The sequence below is a fragment of the Roseibium aggregatum genome (genome assembly GCF_017309185.1).
In the GTDB taxonomy this organism is placed as follows: domain Bacteria; phylum Pseudomonadota; class Alphaproteobacteria; order Rhizobiales; family Stappiaceae; genus Roseibium; species Roseibium aggregatum_B.
In genome coordinates, this window is the sequence record NZ_JAEKJZ010000004.1 from 434,134 (window position 1) to 450,247 (window position 16,114).

General features: G+C 61.9%; 12 protein-coding genes. 6 read left to right on the forward strand and 6 right to left on the reverse strand.

Annotated elements, in window-relative coordinates:
* The first annotated feature begins 74 nt into the window (after positions 1-74).
* A complete protein-coding gene (locus JF539_RS19675) occupies positions 75-656 on the forward strand; it encodes a protein-tyrosine phosphatase family protein (protein WP_207142409.1) in 582 nt (193 codons plus the stop codon).
* 31 nt (positions 657-687) lie between these two features.
* Here the strand turns inward: JF539_RS19675 and JF539_RS19680 are convergent, their stop codons facing one another.
* The 4 genes from JF539_RS19680 to JF539_RS19695 form a co-directional block, all read right to left on the reverse strand.
* Complete coding sequence (locus JF539_RS19680; RefSeq protein WP_207142410.1) at positions 688-2,196, reverse strand: SpoVR family protein; 1,509 nt, start codon at positions 2,194-2,196, stop codon at positions 688-690.
* Entirely contained in the window at positions 2,189-3,511 is a 1,323-nt protein-coding gene (locus tag JF539_RS19685) for a YeaH/YhbH family protein (protein WP_207142411.1), read from the reverse strand. The genes JF539_RS19680 and JF539_RS19685 overlap by 8 nt, the downstream gene beginning before the upstream one ends.
* A gap of 22 nt (positions 3,512-3,533) precedes the next feature.
* Positions 3,534-5,468: a PrkA family serine protein kinase gene (locus JF539_RS19690; RefSeq protein WP_207142412.1), complete on the reverse strand. Its 1,935-nt coding sequence runs from the start codon at positions 5,466-5,468 to the stop codon at positions 3,534-3,536.
* Positions 5,469-5,867: 399 nt separating this feature from the next.
* Positions 5,868-6,527, reverse strand: coding sequence for a GntR family transcriptional regulator (locus JF539_RS19695; protein WP_207142413.1), 660 nt, complete (start codon positions 6,525-6,527; stop codon positions 5,868-5,870).
* A 219-nt stretch (positions 6,528-6,746) separates the two neighbouring features.
* Between JF539_RS19695 and JF539_RS19700 the strand changes: the two genes are divergently transcribed.
* The 5 genes from JF539_RS19700 (at position 6,747) to JF539_RS19720 (ending at position 12,288) form a co-directional block, all read left to right on the forward strand.
* On the forward strand, positions 6,747-7,706 hold the full coding sequence (locus JF539_RS19700; protein ID WP_207142414.1) for a dihydrodipicolinate synthase family protein: 960 nt from the start codon (positions 6,747-6,749) through the stop codon (positions 7,704-7,706).
* Positions 7,697-8,629 carry a proline racemase family protein gene (locus JF539_RS19705; protein WP_207142415.1) on the forward strand — a complete coding sequence of 311 codons (933 nt, stop codon included), beginning with the start codon at positions 7,697-7,699 and terminating at the stop codon, positions 8,627-8,629. The genes JF539_RS19700 and JF539_RS19705 overlap by 10 nt, the downstream gene beginning before the upstream one ends.
* A 261-nt stretch (positions 8,630-8,890) precedes the next feature.
* Positions 8,891-10,138, forward strand: coding sequence for an NAD(P)/FAD-dependent oxidoreductase (locus JF539_RS19710; protein WP_207142416.1), 1,248 nt, complete (start codon positions 8,891-8,893; stop codon positions 10,136-10,138).
* Between the two features lie 11 nt (positions 10,139-10,149).
* Complete coding sequence (locus JF539_RS19715) at positions 10,150-11,253, forward strand: cis-3-hydroxy-L-proline dehydratase (protein WP_207142417.1); 1,104 nt, start codon at positions 10,150-10,152, stop codon at positions 11,251-11,253.
* Positions 11,254-11,262: 9 nt separating this feature from the next.
* A complete protein-coding gene (locus tag JF539_RS19720; protein ID WP_207142418.1) occupies positions 11,263-12,288 on the forward strand; it encodes a trans-3-hydroxy-L-proline dehydratase in 1,026 nt (341 codons plus the stop codon).
* A 20-nt stretch (positions 12,289-12,308) separates the two neighbouring features.
* Here the strand turns inward: JF539_RS19720 and JF539_RS19725 are convergent, their stop codons facing one another.
* Both JF539_RS19725 and JF539_RS19730 read right to left on the reverse strand, forming a co-directional pair.
* A complete protein-coding gene (locus JF539_RS19725) occupies positions 12,309-13,712 on the reverse strand; it encodes a mannitol dehydrogenase family protein (protein ID WP_328809273.1) in 1,404 nt (467 codons plus the stop codon).
* Positions 13,713-13,714: 2 nt separating this feature from the next.
* On the reverse strand, positions 13,715-16,111 hold the full coding sequence (locus tag JF539_RS19730) for a TIM-barrel domain-containing protein (RefSeq protein WP_207142419.1): 2,397 nt from the start codon (positions 16,109-16,111) through the stop codon (positions 13,715-13,717).
* Between the last annotated feature and the right edge of the window lie 3 nt (positions 16,112-16,114).

A 16,114-nucleotide genomic window follows, 5' to 3' on the forward strand; every position in this document is an offset into this window, starting at 1 on the left:
CTTGGCGGAGGGGAGCTCAAAGAGCTTCCCTCCGCACGGCAAATGCCTTTCCGCAAGAAAAAGATATAAAAAGCATGAGTGACCCTCTTTCGGAGAAATACCCTCCCGACCTTCGCGACCGTCTCATGGAAATCGAAACCAGCGTCAGAAGCGATATTCCCTGTCCCGGAGCGGGGCGCATTGTCACGCTCGGTTTTCCGGGGCTGGCCTTCGACGTCCGGGGCGCCACCTTTGTCGACAAGGAGCGGATGGATGCGACGCTGGCGGACCGGGCGCTTGAGCCCTGCCGCCTCCTGATCGTTCTACTGGAGGAAGAAGAAGTTCCCGAGGAGGCCTGGAGCCTCTTGAAGGAAGCCGCGAACCGGAAATCCATTCGGATCGAGCATCTGCCGATCAGGGATTATGAGGCACCTGACGATGCGTTTCAGGAGAAGTGGCAGTCTGTCGAACCCGAAATCCGCGCGCTTCTCGCGGCGGGCGGCACGGTCGCGCTGTCCTGCCACTATGGGGCGGGCCGGTCCGGTACGGTCGCCGCAGGTCTGCTGATGGATCATGGCCTCGATGCCGATGCGGCGATAAAAACCGTTCGGGCGCATTTCCCGGAGTCCATCGAAAGCGACAAGCAACTGGAGTGGCTGAAGCGGAAGGCCGGGTAAGAGACGCGGTCGACCGGGTTTCCCCGTACCTTCAGACTGCCGCGTCCACTTCTTCCAGGACGACCTTGTAGCCCCAGAGCCGTTCGACGTGTCCGATGGTCGCGTCCCGGCCGGCCGCGTCCAGGGGCACGCGATCACGGCGAACGGCCTTCAGATGCAGGCATCGGTCGCCCAGAAGATCCGCGTCGACGACCTGGATATCCGGTTCCATCGTCGAGAGATCGTGGTTCCGCGCCAGAACCTCGCGCAGCTTTCTGTAACCGCGCGCGTCGTGGATACCGGTCACGGTGCAATAGGGTTCCCGGGCCTCGTCAGACAGCGCGAACATCCGGAAACGGCGCATCACCGAGGGCGACAGGAACTGCTGGATGAAGCTTTCGTCCCGGTAATTCGCCCAGGCATGCTTCAGCACGCCGCGCCAGTCGCCACAGCCTGCGATGTCGGGGAACCACTCCCTGTCTTCTTCCTGCGGGGCCTCACAGATCCGGCGGATGTCCTGCATCATCGCGAAGCCGAGCGCGTAAGGGTTGATGCCGCCGAACCTCGGGTCGTCGAAATCCGGCTGGGTCAGCACATTCGTATGGCTATGCAGGATTTCCAGCATCGCGCCGTCGCTGATCCGCCCGTCCTCGTAGAGCTTGTTCAAAATGTAGTAATGGACGAAACAGGCGCAGCCCTCGTTCATGACCCTGGTCTGTTTCTGCGGATAGAAATACTGGGCGACGTTTCGGACGATCCTGAGGATCTCGCGCTGCCAGGACCGGAGAACCGGACTGAATTGTTCCAGGAAAAACAGCAGGTTTTCTTCCGGAAGCTGCATCCGGCGCTTGCGTTCCTGTAGCGCGGCGTCCGTCTCCTCAGTCCCCTCCCGGCGGTGGGGCAGGGTGTTCCAGAGATAGTAGACATTCTGTTCCGCAGCCGCGAGCCGTTCCAGGCGCTGGTCTTCGGCTTCCTTCAAGGACAACTGGCGCGGCCGGCGGTGGCGGAAGACGCCGACAGACATCAGGGAATGAGCGGCATCCAGAATGGCTTCGACTTCCTCCGTGCCGTGTTTTTCCTCGCAGCCGGCGATGAAATGGCGCGCGTAATCGAGATAGTCGAGAATACCGTCCGCGTCGGTCCACTGCCTGAACAGGTGGTTGGACTTGAAGAAGTGGTTGTGACCGAAGGCCGCGTGAGCCATCACCAGCGCCTGAAGCGGCATGGTGTTTTCTTCCAGGCAATAGCTGATGCAGGGGTTGGAGTTGATGACGATCTCGTAGGCGAGCCCGCGGGCCCCTTTCCGGTAGAGCCGCTCGTGGCCGAGGAAATGCTTGCCGAAGGACCAGTGATGATACATCAGCGGCATGCCGATGGAGGAATAGGCGTCAAGCATCTGTTCGGAGGAAATGATTTCGACCTGGTTGGGATAACAGTCGAGTGCCAGGTCCGTGCGGGCAACCTCCTCGATGGCGTCATAGGTCCGGTGCAGCGTGTCGAAATCCCAGTCGGTCTGGTCGAACAGGAGCGTGCCTTGGGAACGGGCGGCAGGATCAGCCATTGGTCAGTCCCTCGTGATCGCGGGCGAAAAGCTCCCGGAAAACCGGATAGATGTCGCCGGCCTTCGAGACGCGCTTGAGCGCGAAATTGGGCCAGACTTCCGCGACCTTGCGGTAGGTCTCCCAGAGTTCCATGCCGGTCGCCTCGCTGTTGATCAGCATGGCTTCGTCCTCGCCGACGATCTCCACATAGGCGAAATACTGGCACACCGGCATAAGCGCCTCGTGCAGGATCGCGGCGCATCTGGCGCTGTCGCCGTTGAAGTTCTCGCCGTCGGAGGCCTGGGCAGCATAGATGTTCCATTCCGAAGGCGGATAGCGTTCGGCGATGACTTCCTTCATCTTGACGAGCGCCGTGCTGACGACCGTGCCGCCGGTCTGGGGCGAATAGAAGAATGTCTCCTCGTCCACCTCGGAAGCGTCATGGGTATGGCGGATGAAGACGATGTCGGTCTTCTCGTAACGGCGTTCCAGAAACATGTGCAGGAGCATGAAGAAGCGCTTGGCGAGGTCCTTCTCGCGCTCTCCCATGGAGGCGGAAACGTCCATCAGGCAGAACATCACTGCATTGGCGTTCGGATCCGGCTGCTGCTGGAAATAGTTGTAGCGCACGTCCAGCGGATCGATATAGGCGATGACCTTGCGCCGCCGGGCGGCGTCCTCGTATTTCGCCCTGAGCGCGATCAATTCCCGGCGCTGGTCGTCGCTCGGGGAGGCGACCTGTTCCAGGACGAGGATCCTTTTCAGGATTTCTTGCGCTTCCTTGTCCGTGGGCCGTTTCAGCCCGATCCGCCGGCCGAGCGCGTTGCGCATGGTGCGGGCCACGTTGATATTGGCCGGCGACCCGGTCGTGGAATAGCCGGCGCGCTGCGGATGGGTCCGGGTGATCTCCTTCAGGCTTTGCTTGATGAGGTCCGGCAGTTCCAGATCCTCGAAAAAGAAGTCGAGAAACTCCTCCCGCGACAGGGCGAACAGGAAACCGTCCTCACCGTCGCCGTCGGGCGAGCCCTGCCGGCCGGCGCCTGCCGAACCGCCGCGCGGCGGTTTGCGGATCTTGTCGCCCGCGTGAAAGGCCTTGTTGCCGGTCAGAACCCGTTCCTGGCGGCCGCCTTCCGAGGCATTGCGGAAGGACGGTTCGGCGACGCCGCCGGTGGGGACGGAGACGTTCTTGGCGCGGCCGACATCGGCGATACCGCGCTCGCGCACAGCTTCCTCGACCGCCTGCTTGATCTGCGAGCGCACCCGTTTGAGGAACCGGCGTCGGTTGGACAGGCTCTTGTCTTTGGGGTTCAGCCGGCGGTCGACGAAATGGGCCATGTTTAACCGTTCTCCAACCGCGCTACCCCGCCTTGTTGACGCGCATGTACCATTCCACCAGCCTGCGGACCTGGCGTTCGGTATAGCCGTGGCCGGTCATGCGCTCGACGAACTCGTGATGCTTGGCGTCGGTCTCCTTGTCCCGCTTGGCGCCGAAACTGATCACCGGCAGCAGTTCCTCGACCTTGCCGAACATGCGCTTCTCGATCACCTGGCGCAGTTTCTCGTAGCGGCGCCAGTCCGGGTTCCGGCCGTTGTTTTCCGCCCGGGCGCGCAAAACGAATTTCACCACCTCGTTGCGGAAGTCCTTGGGGTTGGAGACGCCCGCCGGCTTCTCGATCTTTTCCAGTTCCTTCTCCAGGACGTCCCGGTCGAAGAGCTGGCCGGTATCGGGATCCTTGTAGTCCTGTTCCTCGATCCATGCGTCCGCATAGGCGATATAGCGGTCGAAGAGGTTCTGGCCGTAGTCGGTGTAGGATTCCAGATAGGCCTTCTGGATCTCGTTGCCGATGAACTCGGCATAGTGGGGCGCCAGTTCGCTCTTCAGGAAATCAAGATAGCGGAACTCGGTTTCCTTGTCGTACTGCTCACGCTTCACCGCCTGTTCCAGCACATACATGAGATGGACGGGGTCGGCGGAGACTTCCTCCGTGTCGTGGTTGAAGGTTTCCGACAGGACCTTGAAGGCGAAGCGGGTCGAAATACCGGTCATGCCCTCGTCCGCGCCGGCGGCGTCGCGATATTCCTGAAGCGACTTCGCCTTCGGGTCGGCGTCCTTCAGCATTTCGCCGTCATAGACCCGGAGCTTGGAATAGAGCGTCGAGTTCTCGTGCTCGTGCAGGCGGGTCAACACGCTGAACCGTGCCAGAAGCGGCAGGGTTTCGGGTGCGCAGGGCGCGTCCGCCAGCGCGCTCTGGCTGAGAAGCTTCTCGTAGATTTCCGTTTCCGCCGAGCAGCGAAGGCAATAGGGGACCTTGACGACGCTGATCCGGTCCAGAAAGGCCTCGTTGTTCTTGTTGGTCTTGAACTGGTGCCATTCCGACTCGTTGGAATGGGCCAGGATCAGCCCCTGGAAGGGCAGCGCGCCGATGTTTTCCGTGCCGACGTAAGACCCTTCCTGGGTGGCGGTCAGCAGCGGGTGCAGCACCTTGATCGGCGCCTTGAACATCTCGACGAATTCCATCAGCCCCTGCGTGGTGCGGTTGAGCGCGCCGGAATAGCTGTAGGCGTCCGGGTCGTTCTGGCTGAATTCCTCAAGCTTGCGGATGTCCAGCTTGCCCACGAGCGCGGAGACGTCCTGGTTGTTCTCGTCGCCCGGTTCGGTCTTGGTGACGCCGATCTGGTGGAGGCGGGAGGGGTAGAGCTTGACGATGGAGAATTTGGAAATGTCGCCGCCGAATTCCTCAAGACGCTTGGCCGCCCAGGGCGACATCAGGCCGGTCAGGAGGCGGCGGGGAACGTTGTACTTGTCCTGAAGCAGGTCGCCCATCCGGTCTGGGTCGAAAAGGCCGAGTGGGGATTCGTAAACGGGACTGATCTGTTCGCCTGCCTTGAGCACATAGATCGGTTCCTGTTCCATCAGTTTTTTCAGGATTTCGGCGATGGAGGACTTGCCGCCGCCGACGGGGCCGAGCAGATAGAGGATCTGCTTGCGTTCCTCCAGTCCCTGGCTGGCGTGGCGGAAGAAGCCGACGATGCGCTCGATCGTCGCTTCCATTCCGAACAGGTTCTTGAACGGTTCGTAGCGCTTGATCGTCCGGTTCATGAATATCCGGCCGAGACGCTGATCCTGGCTCGTGTCGATGACCTCGGGCTCTCCGATGGCGGCCATCATCCGTTCAGCCGCCGTCGCGCGCATCAACGGGTCATCCCTGCACCCGAGCAGATAGTCCTGGATCGAGAGTTCTTCGAGGTTCTTGGCTTTATAATCCTCGGCGAAGCGTGTGTAGATCTCCATGCTTTCAACTTCCATTGTTGAGCGACCCCGCGGAATCGACCCCTCAAGAGTACATGGTGTCGTCAGGCGCCATGGCAATTCAAACTTTTCGATTCCGCCTAATTTTCCTTTTTCCAGAGAAATCGGGGGCCGAAACAAAAAACGGTTCGACGCAAGTTGTTGAAACTGCCGGTGTCTTTGCAAGGCTTCGCCGTTTGTGGCAAAGCGCCCAGGGTCCGCGGCCGCTTCGGAAAAAACCGATAGCCGGCTCAATTGGGCCGACCGGACGTCGAAAAGCCAAAACCGGTTTTTGGCTTTTGTTGCGGAGGGCCCGGTTCCACGAACTGTGCTGGGAGAAGTCTCCCATCGCCGGTTCGCCGATTCAACAGGAGAATGAAAAAATCGATTTCAGGCGCTGTTTCAGGTTTGGCGCAGCTGGTCGAGAAGCGACACCTTGGCACCCAGAATATGGTCCCTGATCAGGGTGTGGGCCAGGTCCGCGTCGCCTTTTTCGCAAGCCTTGAGAATGACGGTGTGTTCCCTGTCCGCCTGTTGCTTGCCGTTCGACATGACAAGTTGAGCCCGGATCAGGCGCTCTACCCGGTCAAGGGCGTTGCCGGCAACTTCCTTGAAGTAGTTCAGGTTGCTGGCGCTGTAGAGCGTTTCGTGAAGGTCCCGATTGAGGTCGCCCCAGGTCATCGGATCGGTGGACGCTGAAAACGCCTCGCATTTTTCCCGCGCCTTATCGAGGATTTCCTCGGTCATGTTTGGCACGGCGCTGCGGATAATTTCCGGCTCGAGCAGGGCGCGCAGGTCGAAGATTTCCTCGACTTCCGCTGTCGACAGTCCCGCGACAACAGCTCCCTTGTAGCGCTGCGTCTTGATCAGGCCCTGTTCCTCCAGCCGTGACAGGGCTTCGCGCACCGGGATGCGGCTGGTGTTGAAAAGGCGCGCGATCTCGTCCTGGCGAAGCGGTTCCCCCTCTTCGATCTGACCTTCGATTATGGCCTTTCGCAACGCGTCGAACACGATCGCGGACGCCGATGCGGTCGCGGCAATGTCCATCGGTTTCAGCTTCATGACGTTCTCGCTCCTCGCCCCGCCTTTCTAGGGGAATGCTCCCATGCGGTGAAGAGGGAAATTATACGATTTATTTTATATTGAATATTGGATCCAATTTGAATATTGATGAGATAAGTGAAATCGATTGCCGGATCTTTGACGGTGATGGCAATGTCATTGTCTTGCCGGGCGACCGCCCGCGATGGACGGTCGGGCCTGGTTCTGCAGGAGTTTCTCATGTCTTCGAATGTTTTTTCCGGTTGCATGCCCGCCCTGATGACGCCATGTACGGCGGCCCGGACGCCCGATTACGATGCGCTGGTGAGGAAGGGGCAGGAGTTGATTGCGGCCGGCATGTCGGCGGTCGTCTATTGCGGTTCCATGGGGGACTGGCCGCTCCTGAGCGACGAGGAACGCATGGAAGGCGTCGAGCGCCTGGTCAAGGCGGGTGTGCCGGTGGTCGTCGGCACCGGAGCGGTCAACACCAGGTCCGCCGTCGCGCATGCGACCCATGCCGCCAAGGTCGGCGCTCACGGCCTGATGGTCATCCCGCGCGTGCTGTCGCGCGGCATCTCGGGCACCGCGCAACGCCATCACTTCAGCGCGATCCTGTCGGCGGCGCCAAGCCTGCCCGCGGTGATCTACAACAGCCCCTACTATGGCTTTTCCACCAAGGCGGACCTGTTCTTCGAGCTGCACAAGGAACATTCCAACCTGATCGGCTTCAAGGAGTTCGGCGGGCCGGACGATCTGCGCTATGCGGCGGAAAACATCACGTCGCAGGATGACGCGGTCACCCTGATGGTCGGTGTCGACACCGCCGTTTATCACGGGTTCGTCAATTGCGGTGCGACGGGCGCCATCACCGGCATCGGCAACGCTCTGCCGAGCGAAGTGCTCCATCTCGTCTCGCTGTGCAAAAAGGCGGCGGACGGCGACGTCGAAGCGCGCCTGCGGGCAAAGGAACTGGAAGAGGCACTCCAGGTTCTGTCGAGCTTCGACGAAGGCCCCGACCTGGTGCTTTACTACAAGCATCTGATGGTGCTGAACGGCGAAGAGGAATACCGTCTCCATTTCAACGAGACCGATGCCCTGACCGATGCGCAACGAAACTATGCCGAAGCTCAATACACACTCTTCAAGTCCTGGTACGCGGACTGGTCGGCTCAAGGAGGCGTGATTGCCGAATGCGCGTGATCGACAGCCATACGGCGGGTGAACCGACCCGCGTCGTGATCGAGGGCGGACCCGATCTCGGGACAGGTTCGCTTGCGGAGCGCGCCCGCCGGCTGGAAGCGGAACACATGGATTTCTGCGCCTCCGTCGTGCTCGAGCCGCGCGGTCACGAGGCGATCATCGGCGCTCTTCTGGTGCCGCCGGTCGACCCCGCCTGTGTGACCGGGGTGATCTATTTCAACAATCTGCAGAACCTCGGCATGTGCGGCCACGCGACCATCGGTCTCGCGGTGACACTGGCGCATATGGGGACCATCGAGCCAGGCCGTCACAAGTTCGAAACGCCGGTCGGAGTGGTCGAGGTCGATCTTCTCGACGCCAACACGGTGTCCGTGGTCAATATCGAGGCCTATCGGCTGCACAAGGATGTGACGGTTGAGGTCGCCGGCCACGGTCCGGTCACCGGGGATGTCGCCTGGGGCGGCAACTGGTTCTTTCTGGTGAAGGACTGTCCGCTCGATCTGGTCCCGGAAAACATCCGGCCGCTGACCGACCTGACGCTCAGGATCCGGAAGGCTCTTGAGGAGGCGGGCGTGACGGGAGTGGACAATGCCTGGATCGACCATATCGAGCTCTTCGGTCCGCCCAAGGATCCCGCTGCCCAAAGCCGGAACTTCGTGCTGTGCCCGGGTGAAGCCTATGACCGCTCGCCCTGCGGAACGGGATGTTCGGCGAAACTCGCCTGCCTTGCGGCGGATGGCGCACTTGCGCCGGGGGAGGAGTGGGTGCAGGAAAGCGTGATCGGCAGCACCTACCGGATCGGATACCGTCCGGGCGTGTCGGGTGGCGTTATTCCGACGATTACCGGACAGGCCTTTGTCACGTCCGAGGCGACCCTGATTTTCGACCCGGCCGACCCGTACCGTTTCGGCATACGCGGCTGACTGTTTTCGGGTGGACCAAAATCCTCTTCTTGGTCACTCCGGACGTAGCGCAGGCGAAGATCCGGGGCCGGGGAGCCAAATGTGTTTGTGGAAAAAGTAAATGTGGTGCAAAGCTTTGTGGCTCTCCGATCCCGGCTCGCGCTCCGCTTGGCCGGGATGACGGCAGAGAAAAATTCCTTGTCTTTCGATTGAGAACGGGTTTCTCCGGTTCTTTTTCTCCACCGCGGACCGTCTGTCCGGTTATGCAATCGAGTGTGCGTCATGGCTGAGAATCTCCACGACATTATTGTGATCGGCGGCGGTGTCGTCGGCGTCAGTGCCGCGTTGGCCCTGCAGGGCCGGGGGCACGAGGTGCTCGTTCTGGACCGGCCGGACGAGACGCTGAAGGCCTCGCAGATGAATGCCGGTGCCTTCGCCTTCTGCAATGTCGAGCCGCTGGCAACCCCCGGCATCATGCGCAAGGCGCCGAAATGGCTGGTCGATCCTCTCGGGCCTTTGTCGGTGCCGCCGGCCTATGCCCTGAATATCCTGCCCTGGATGCTGCGTTTCTGGCGCGCGAGCTGGCCGGACCGTTATCGCAACGCCGTCAACGCGCAGGCCGCGATGATGAAGCACTGCCAGGAGGCTTTGCGCCGTCAGGTGGGCGCGACATCCGGCGAACCCTTTCTGCAACCGGAAGGCCAGTTGCAGCTTTACGAAGGCGAGCGCGAATACCGCGCGAGCCTCGCGGAATGGGACTTGAGGAAAGAACTCGGCATCCCATTCGAGCTGCTGGAAAGCCCGGAGGCGATTGCCGCTTTTCAGCCGGGGCTCGATTCGCGCTTTACCCACGCCGGTTTCACGCCCGACTGGACGAACACGGTCGATCCCAAGCGCTGGCACGCGCATCTGAGCGAAACCTTTCTGGCGCGCGGCGGGCGGATCGAGCGGGCCGAAGTTACCGCGCTTACGCCGCAAGACCAGGCGGTCCGGGTCAAGACCGCCTCCGAACCCTATTCCGCCCGTAAGGTCGTCGTCAGCGCGGGCGCGTGGTCGCATCACGTGTCACGCAGTCTGGGCGAGCCGTTTCCCCTTGAAACCGAGCGCGGCTACAACACGACCCTGCCGCCGGGAGCCTTCGACCTGAAAACCCATCTGACCTTTTCCGGACATGGTTTCGTGGTCTCCAGGATCAACGACGGCATCCGTGTCGGCGGGGCTGTCGAATTGGGAGGGCTCAAGCTGGCGCCGAATTACCGACGTGCCAATGTCCTGCTTCAAAAGGCGAAGACCTTCCTGCCGGACCTGAAGACGGAGGGCGGCAGCCAGTGGATGGGCTACCGGCCGACCCTGCCGGACAGTCTTCCGGTGATCGACAGGTCGCCGAGGGACAGGCGCGTGATCTATGCGTTCGGGCACGGCCATCTGGGAATGACGCAATCGGCCGGCACCGGTGAACTTGTGGCCGCCCTTGTTCATGACGAGCAGCCGGCAATCGACCTCGGCGCCTTTTCGGCGCGTCGCTTCTGAAGGAGACCGGGATGAGGATTTCCGCAATCAATGTCTTCCAGGTGGATCTGCCGCTGAAGGAAGGACGCTACAGCTGGTCCAACGGCAATTTCGTCGAGGTGTTCGACAGCACGGTCGTCGAGATCGTCACCGACGAGGGCCTGAAGGGCTACGCGGAATGCTGTCCGCTCGGTTCCGCCTATCTGCCCTCCTACGCGCTCGGAGTTCGAAGCGGCCTTGAGGAACTGGCGCCGCATCTCATCGGCAAGGACCCACTGAACTTAAGTGAAATCAACCGGACGATGGATGCGGCCCTGCGCGGACACCCTTACGCCAAGGCGCCGGTGGACATCGCCTGCTGGGATCTTCTCGGCAAGGCGACCGGACAGCCGGTCTACACGCTTCTGGGCGGCGCGGCGCAGGACGATGTCGTGCTTTACCGGGCGATCAGTCAGGAAGCGCCGGAGATCATGGCTCGAAAGATCGAAGGTTATGCCGCGGAAGGCTACACCAAGTTCCAGCTGAAAGTGGGTGGGGATGCGAACGAGGACATCGACCGCATTCACGCCACAAGGGCCGTTTTAAAGCGCTCCGATCTCCTGGTGGCCGATGCCAATACCGGCTGGACCAAGCACGAGGCGGTGCGGGTCGCTGGCGCGGTGTCCGCGCTCGACGTCTATATCGAACAGCCCTGCATGACCTTTGAGGAATGCCTGTCGATCCGGCGCCGCACGGCGCTCCCCTTCGTGCTGGACGAGGTGATCGACGGGGCCGGAACGCTGGTGCGCGGGATCGCGGAAGACGCGATGGACTGCATCAACCTGAAGATCTCCAAGGTCGGCGGGCTGACAAAGGCGAAGCTGATGCGGGATCTTTGTATCTCCCACGGTCTTCCGATGACCATCGAGGATACCTGGGGCGGCGATATCGTGACGGCGGCGATTGCCCATCTTGCCCGCTCGACCCCGGCCGAGTTCACGTTCTCCGCGACCGACTTCAACAGCTACGGCACGGTGGATATCGCCGAAGGCGCACCGAAGCGGGTCGATGGGCGGATGACGGCGACAGACCTGCCGGGGCTCGGCATCACGCCGATTTTCGACGCGCTGGGCGAGCCTGTCGCCCGTTACGGGTGAGGCCACGCGATGCGCAGCAGCAAGACGGTTCATGTGATTTCGTGCCACGCGGAAGGTGAGGTCGGCGACGTCATCGTCGGCGGCGTGGCGCCTCCGCCGGGAGACACCTTGTGGGAGCAGCGCAGTTTCATCGCCAGGGACGAGACCTTGCGCAATTTCGTTCTGAACGAGCCGAGGGGCGGGGTGTTCAGACATGTCAATCTGCTGGTGCCGCCGAAACATCCCGAGGCCGATGCGGCTTTCATCATCATGGAGCCGGAGGACACGCCGCCCATGTCCGGTTCGAACTCCATCTGTGTCTCGACCGTGCTGCTGGACGGCGGCATTTTGCCAATGCAGGAGCCGGTCACGGAACTGACGCTGGAAGCGCCCGGCGGGCTGGTCCGGGTCCGCGCGGACTGCCGAAACGGCAAGGCGGAGCGTATCCACGTTCAAAATGTCCCGAGCTTCGCCGACAGGCTGGATGCGGCGCTCGAGGTCGAGGGCCTTGGAACGCTGAGCGTCGATACCGCTTATGGCGGCGACAGTTTCGTGGTGGTCGATGCGCAGGCGCTGGGCTTCGCCATCAAGGAGAGCGAGGCTGCGGACATCGCGCGCCTCGGCGTCCGCATCACGAATGCCGCCAACGAGCAGCTCGGTTTCTCGCATCCCGAAAACCCGGACTGGGACCATATCTCCTTCTGCGCCTTTTGCGGGCCCTTGTCGAAAACCGAAACCGGCCTTTCCGGGCGCTCGGCGGTGGCGATCCGTCCGGGCAAGGTCGACCGCTCGCCGACGGGCACGGCGGTCTCGGCGCGCATGGCCTTGATGGCCGCGCGGGGGCAGATGGCGGTGGGAGACACCTTCGAGGCGACATCGATTATCGGCTCCCGTTTTACCGGAAAAATCCTCTCTGAGGCAGGCGTCGGCTACAAGCGGGCAATCGTGCCGGAGATCAGTGGCCAGGCATGGGTCACGGGCATTCACCAGCACATGCTGGACCCGGAGGATCCGTGGCCCGGCGGATACAGGCTCAGCGACACCTGGGGTGCCTGAGGAAGTCTCCCGGGTGTCCCTTAAGAAAGAGCCGTAAGCACACCGTCGGACCGGAGTTGATCGTATGCCGACTGAACCGCGTCGCTGAAGGCCGGGGTCCGGGGCAGGTCGTCGCCAAAGATCGCTTCAAGCGACAACATCTCCCGGACAAAATCCGCCCCGTCGGCTCCTTGCGCAATTTGCGCGATTGTCCCTGAAAGCGGATCGTTCACAGGCAACGTTCCGCCCTGTTCCGAGGTTCCGCGGCAATAGAGCAGCCAGCCGGCAACCGCGAAAGCCGACAGGGGCCAATCGCGTCCCGCCTTCAGGTGCTGGCGGATCGGGGCAAGCAGTCTTTGCGGAAGCTTCTGGCTGCCGTCGGACGCGATCTGCGTGGTTTTGTGGTGCAGGGCGGTGTTGGAAAACCGTTCGATCAGGGTGTCGGCATATTTGATAGCGTCCACGCCTTCGGGCAAGTCCAGCGTCGGCGCCTGTTCGCTGAGCATCAGGTTCCTAGCCGCTTGAACAAGCACGGGTTCCTTCATGCAATCGGCAATCGTCTGAAAGCCGGCAAGTGCGCCGAGATAGGCAAGGAAGGAATGCGTTCCGTTCAAAAGGCGCAGTTTCATTTCCTCGTAGGGAGCGACATCGGCGACGAATTCGGCGCCGGCGAGATCCCAGTCGGGTCTTTCGCCGGCAAACCGGTCTTCGATCACCCACTGGCGAAACGGCTCGCACAGGATGCCGTTCGGATCGGGCCTGCCAAGGGCTTCGGTCAGCGTTTGCTGCGCGTCGTCCGTCATTGCGGGCGTGATACGGTCGACCATCGAGGAGGGAAAGCGGCAGTCCGACAGGATCCACGCTGCAACGGAGCGGTCCAGCCGTTCCGCATATTCGGCAATGGCTGTGCGGCACAGGTTGCCGTTCGACGGAAGATTGTCGCAGGAGAGGATCGTCAGGGGACCGTGACCGGCGGCCCGGCGGCGGCGCAAACCTTCGGCAATTACGCCAATGGCGGTGCCGGGCGACGCCGGGGCGCGGAGATCCCGAGAGATGTCCGCGTGATCGACATCCAGATGGCCGTTGGCGATGCAGTAGCCTTTCTCCGTGATCGTCAGCGTGATGAGCGAGAGTTCGGGATCCGCGACCCGGTCGAGCAGCGCCTCCATACCATCGCGCAGGGGATGGATCGTCTCGACGACCGCCCCGACTTCACGAAGCGAAACGTCGCCGCCCGACATTTCCCCGACGGTGTAGAGACCTCCCGTCCGGTCCAGGTTCGTCAGGTCTTCTGCGCCGGAATGAAGCCGCACCGCCACCACGCCCCAGTCGGAGTTCTGCCGCCTCAGTAGTTCGTCGTGAAAGACCATGACATGCGCCCTGGCAAAGGCGCCGAAGCCGATATGCATCATGCGCGGGCGCAAGGTGCTGCGATCGTAGTCCACTTTTATCGGTCCTCCACCGGGTTTGTGAAATCGATCGTCCGCGACGGACTGACTTGCGCGCCGTTGACCCAAAGCGGGTCGGAGCCTGCCTGCCAGAGGGTGATGCGGTCAAAAGCAGGTTGCCAGGTGCCGGACCGATGCCAATCGAGATGCAGCTCGTTTTCCTTGCGCTCGAGCGTCACCCGGGTCAGGCAATGCTTGCCGGAAAGCGCATCGACGGCCGTACCGTCGTCGTCGTAGAATTGCGTCTGCCGTTGCGCCGTTCCTTCGGGCTGCGGATAGATGCGCCAGGTGCGTTCCGTGTCGAGGGAAGGGGCAGCGCGCAGGTTGTCGCCAGCCATGGGCAGAACCGCTCCGCCGCGTACAAACAGAGGGATGGTTTCAAGGGCAACGGGGACCCGGATCGCCTGTCCGCCCGGATACCAGCGGCTGCCGTCGAAGGCCCACCAGCCTTCCTCGCTTTCCGGCAGTGTGACCAGCCGTTCCGTCGCGGCTTCCTCGACCACGGTTGCGACCAGGAGATTTCGGCCGAGAAGGAAGTCGAACTCCGCGTCGCGGCAGGCCGGGTCGTCCGGGTGGTCGAGAAACAGCGGCCGCAGGATCGGCTCGCCGGCGGTGACGGCCTCATGGAGAAGACCGTAGAGATACGGGATCAGCCTCGCCCGCAGCCTCAAGGCTTCGCGCACCAGCGGTGTGATCTCCGGGTACATCCAGGCTTCGTTCGCCGTGCCGTCGTCGTTCCAGGAATGAATGGTGAAACGCGGGTGGAATATCCCGTTCTGCACCCAACGCAGAAAGAGCTCCGGGCCGGGCCGGGGGCCAGCGAAACCGCCGACATCGTGGCCGATGTTGTAAAAGCCGGACAGGCTGAGGCCCAGGCCCATCGGGATGTTCCAGCGCAGCGTGTCCCAACTCGTGTAGTTGTCGCCGGTCCACGTCTGGGCATAGCGTTGCGTGCCCGGACAGGCGCACCTTGAAATCAGGTAGGGCCGTTTGTCCGGCTGGTCGCTGCGCTGGGCGTCGTAGGAAGCACGGGTCATGAGCTGGCTGTGGAGCGGGCGGATGAGATTGACCGGTACCGGATCGCCGAAGCCCTGGCAGATGGCTTCATCGTCCCAGACTTCATACTCGTTGTTGTCGTTCCAGGTGTTCGCGATACCCTTGTCGAAAAGCTTTGTCTTCAGGTTTTTCTGCCACCAGGCAACGGTATCCGGATTGGTGAAATCGAGGTGTGATCCGTAGCCGTCCCAGAACGGCGAGCATTCCGGTTCGCCGGTCTCGCTGTCGCGGATGAACAGCCCGTCGGCCTGTACTTGCCGGTACAAGGGGTGATCGTCGAGAAGCGCCGGCTTGATGTTTGCGATCAGGTGGATACCGGCCTCGGCGTAAGCGTCCGCCATTGCCCTGGCATCCGGAAAGCGGTCGGTGTTCCAGTGAAAGACGTAGCGCTTGCCGTGAATGGCAGTATAGCCGGATGACATCTGGAAGCTGTCGCAGGGCATATCTTCTTCGGAAAGTTTGCCGAGAAATTCCAGAAGCCGCTCCTGGGCGTTTTCGGAATCCGTATACGCCATCGTCGAGCCGGAATAGCCAAGGCCCCAGCGCGGCATGAAGGCCGTTCCGCCGGTCAGCCAGTGCTGTCTCCTGGTGACTTCGAGAACCGAGGGCGCCCAACTGAAATAGTAATCGAGGTCGCCGTCGTCGGCACGGAAGGCCCTGAACGGCGGATGGTAATTGTCCTTCTCGTTGCCGAGGTCGAACCAGCAGGGGGCCAGAGTGTCGTAAAACAGCCCGTAAGCGCCGAGCGGACCGCGGTCGGTGATTGTGAAGGGGATGTGCTTGTAGAGCGGGTCGGTCGATCGGGCGTCATATCCCATGGCATCGAGATTGCGCATTTCGTAGCGTCGGCCGGAGCGTTCCAGAGCGCCGGATTTTTCGCCGAGCCCGTAGTAGCGCTCGTCCGTGTAACGGCGCATGTGGTGCCGGTTGCGCCGGTCGCGGCGCCCGACCATATAGGCGTCCTGCGGCCGGTCCCGGGCGATTTCCGCAAACGGACTTTCCGGATCGGGCCGGCATTCCCACACCAGCGCGAGCGGTGTCAGGACGCTCAGGCGCAGGGTGTCAGTCGTCAGAACGAGCCTGGTCTCATCCGCGTCCAGCGCGAACCTTGGACAGGTGAATCCGCCAAGATCGTCGCGTGAACGGCCTTCCCAGGGTACATCCCCGTCCGGTGCGATCGACCAGGTTCGCGGCAGCCGGTAGGCGCCGTCTTTCAGAAGGCGGACACGGAAGAGGCCATGTTCAAGGATCTCGATGACCAGTTTGTGGCGGCCTTCGACGGACAGGGTGATGCCGCTTCCGGTTTGGCCGGTAAACGACCAGGTTCTTAGCGCTTTCATGAA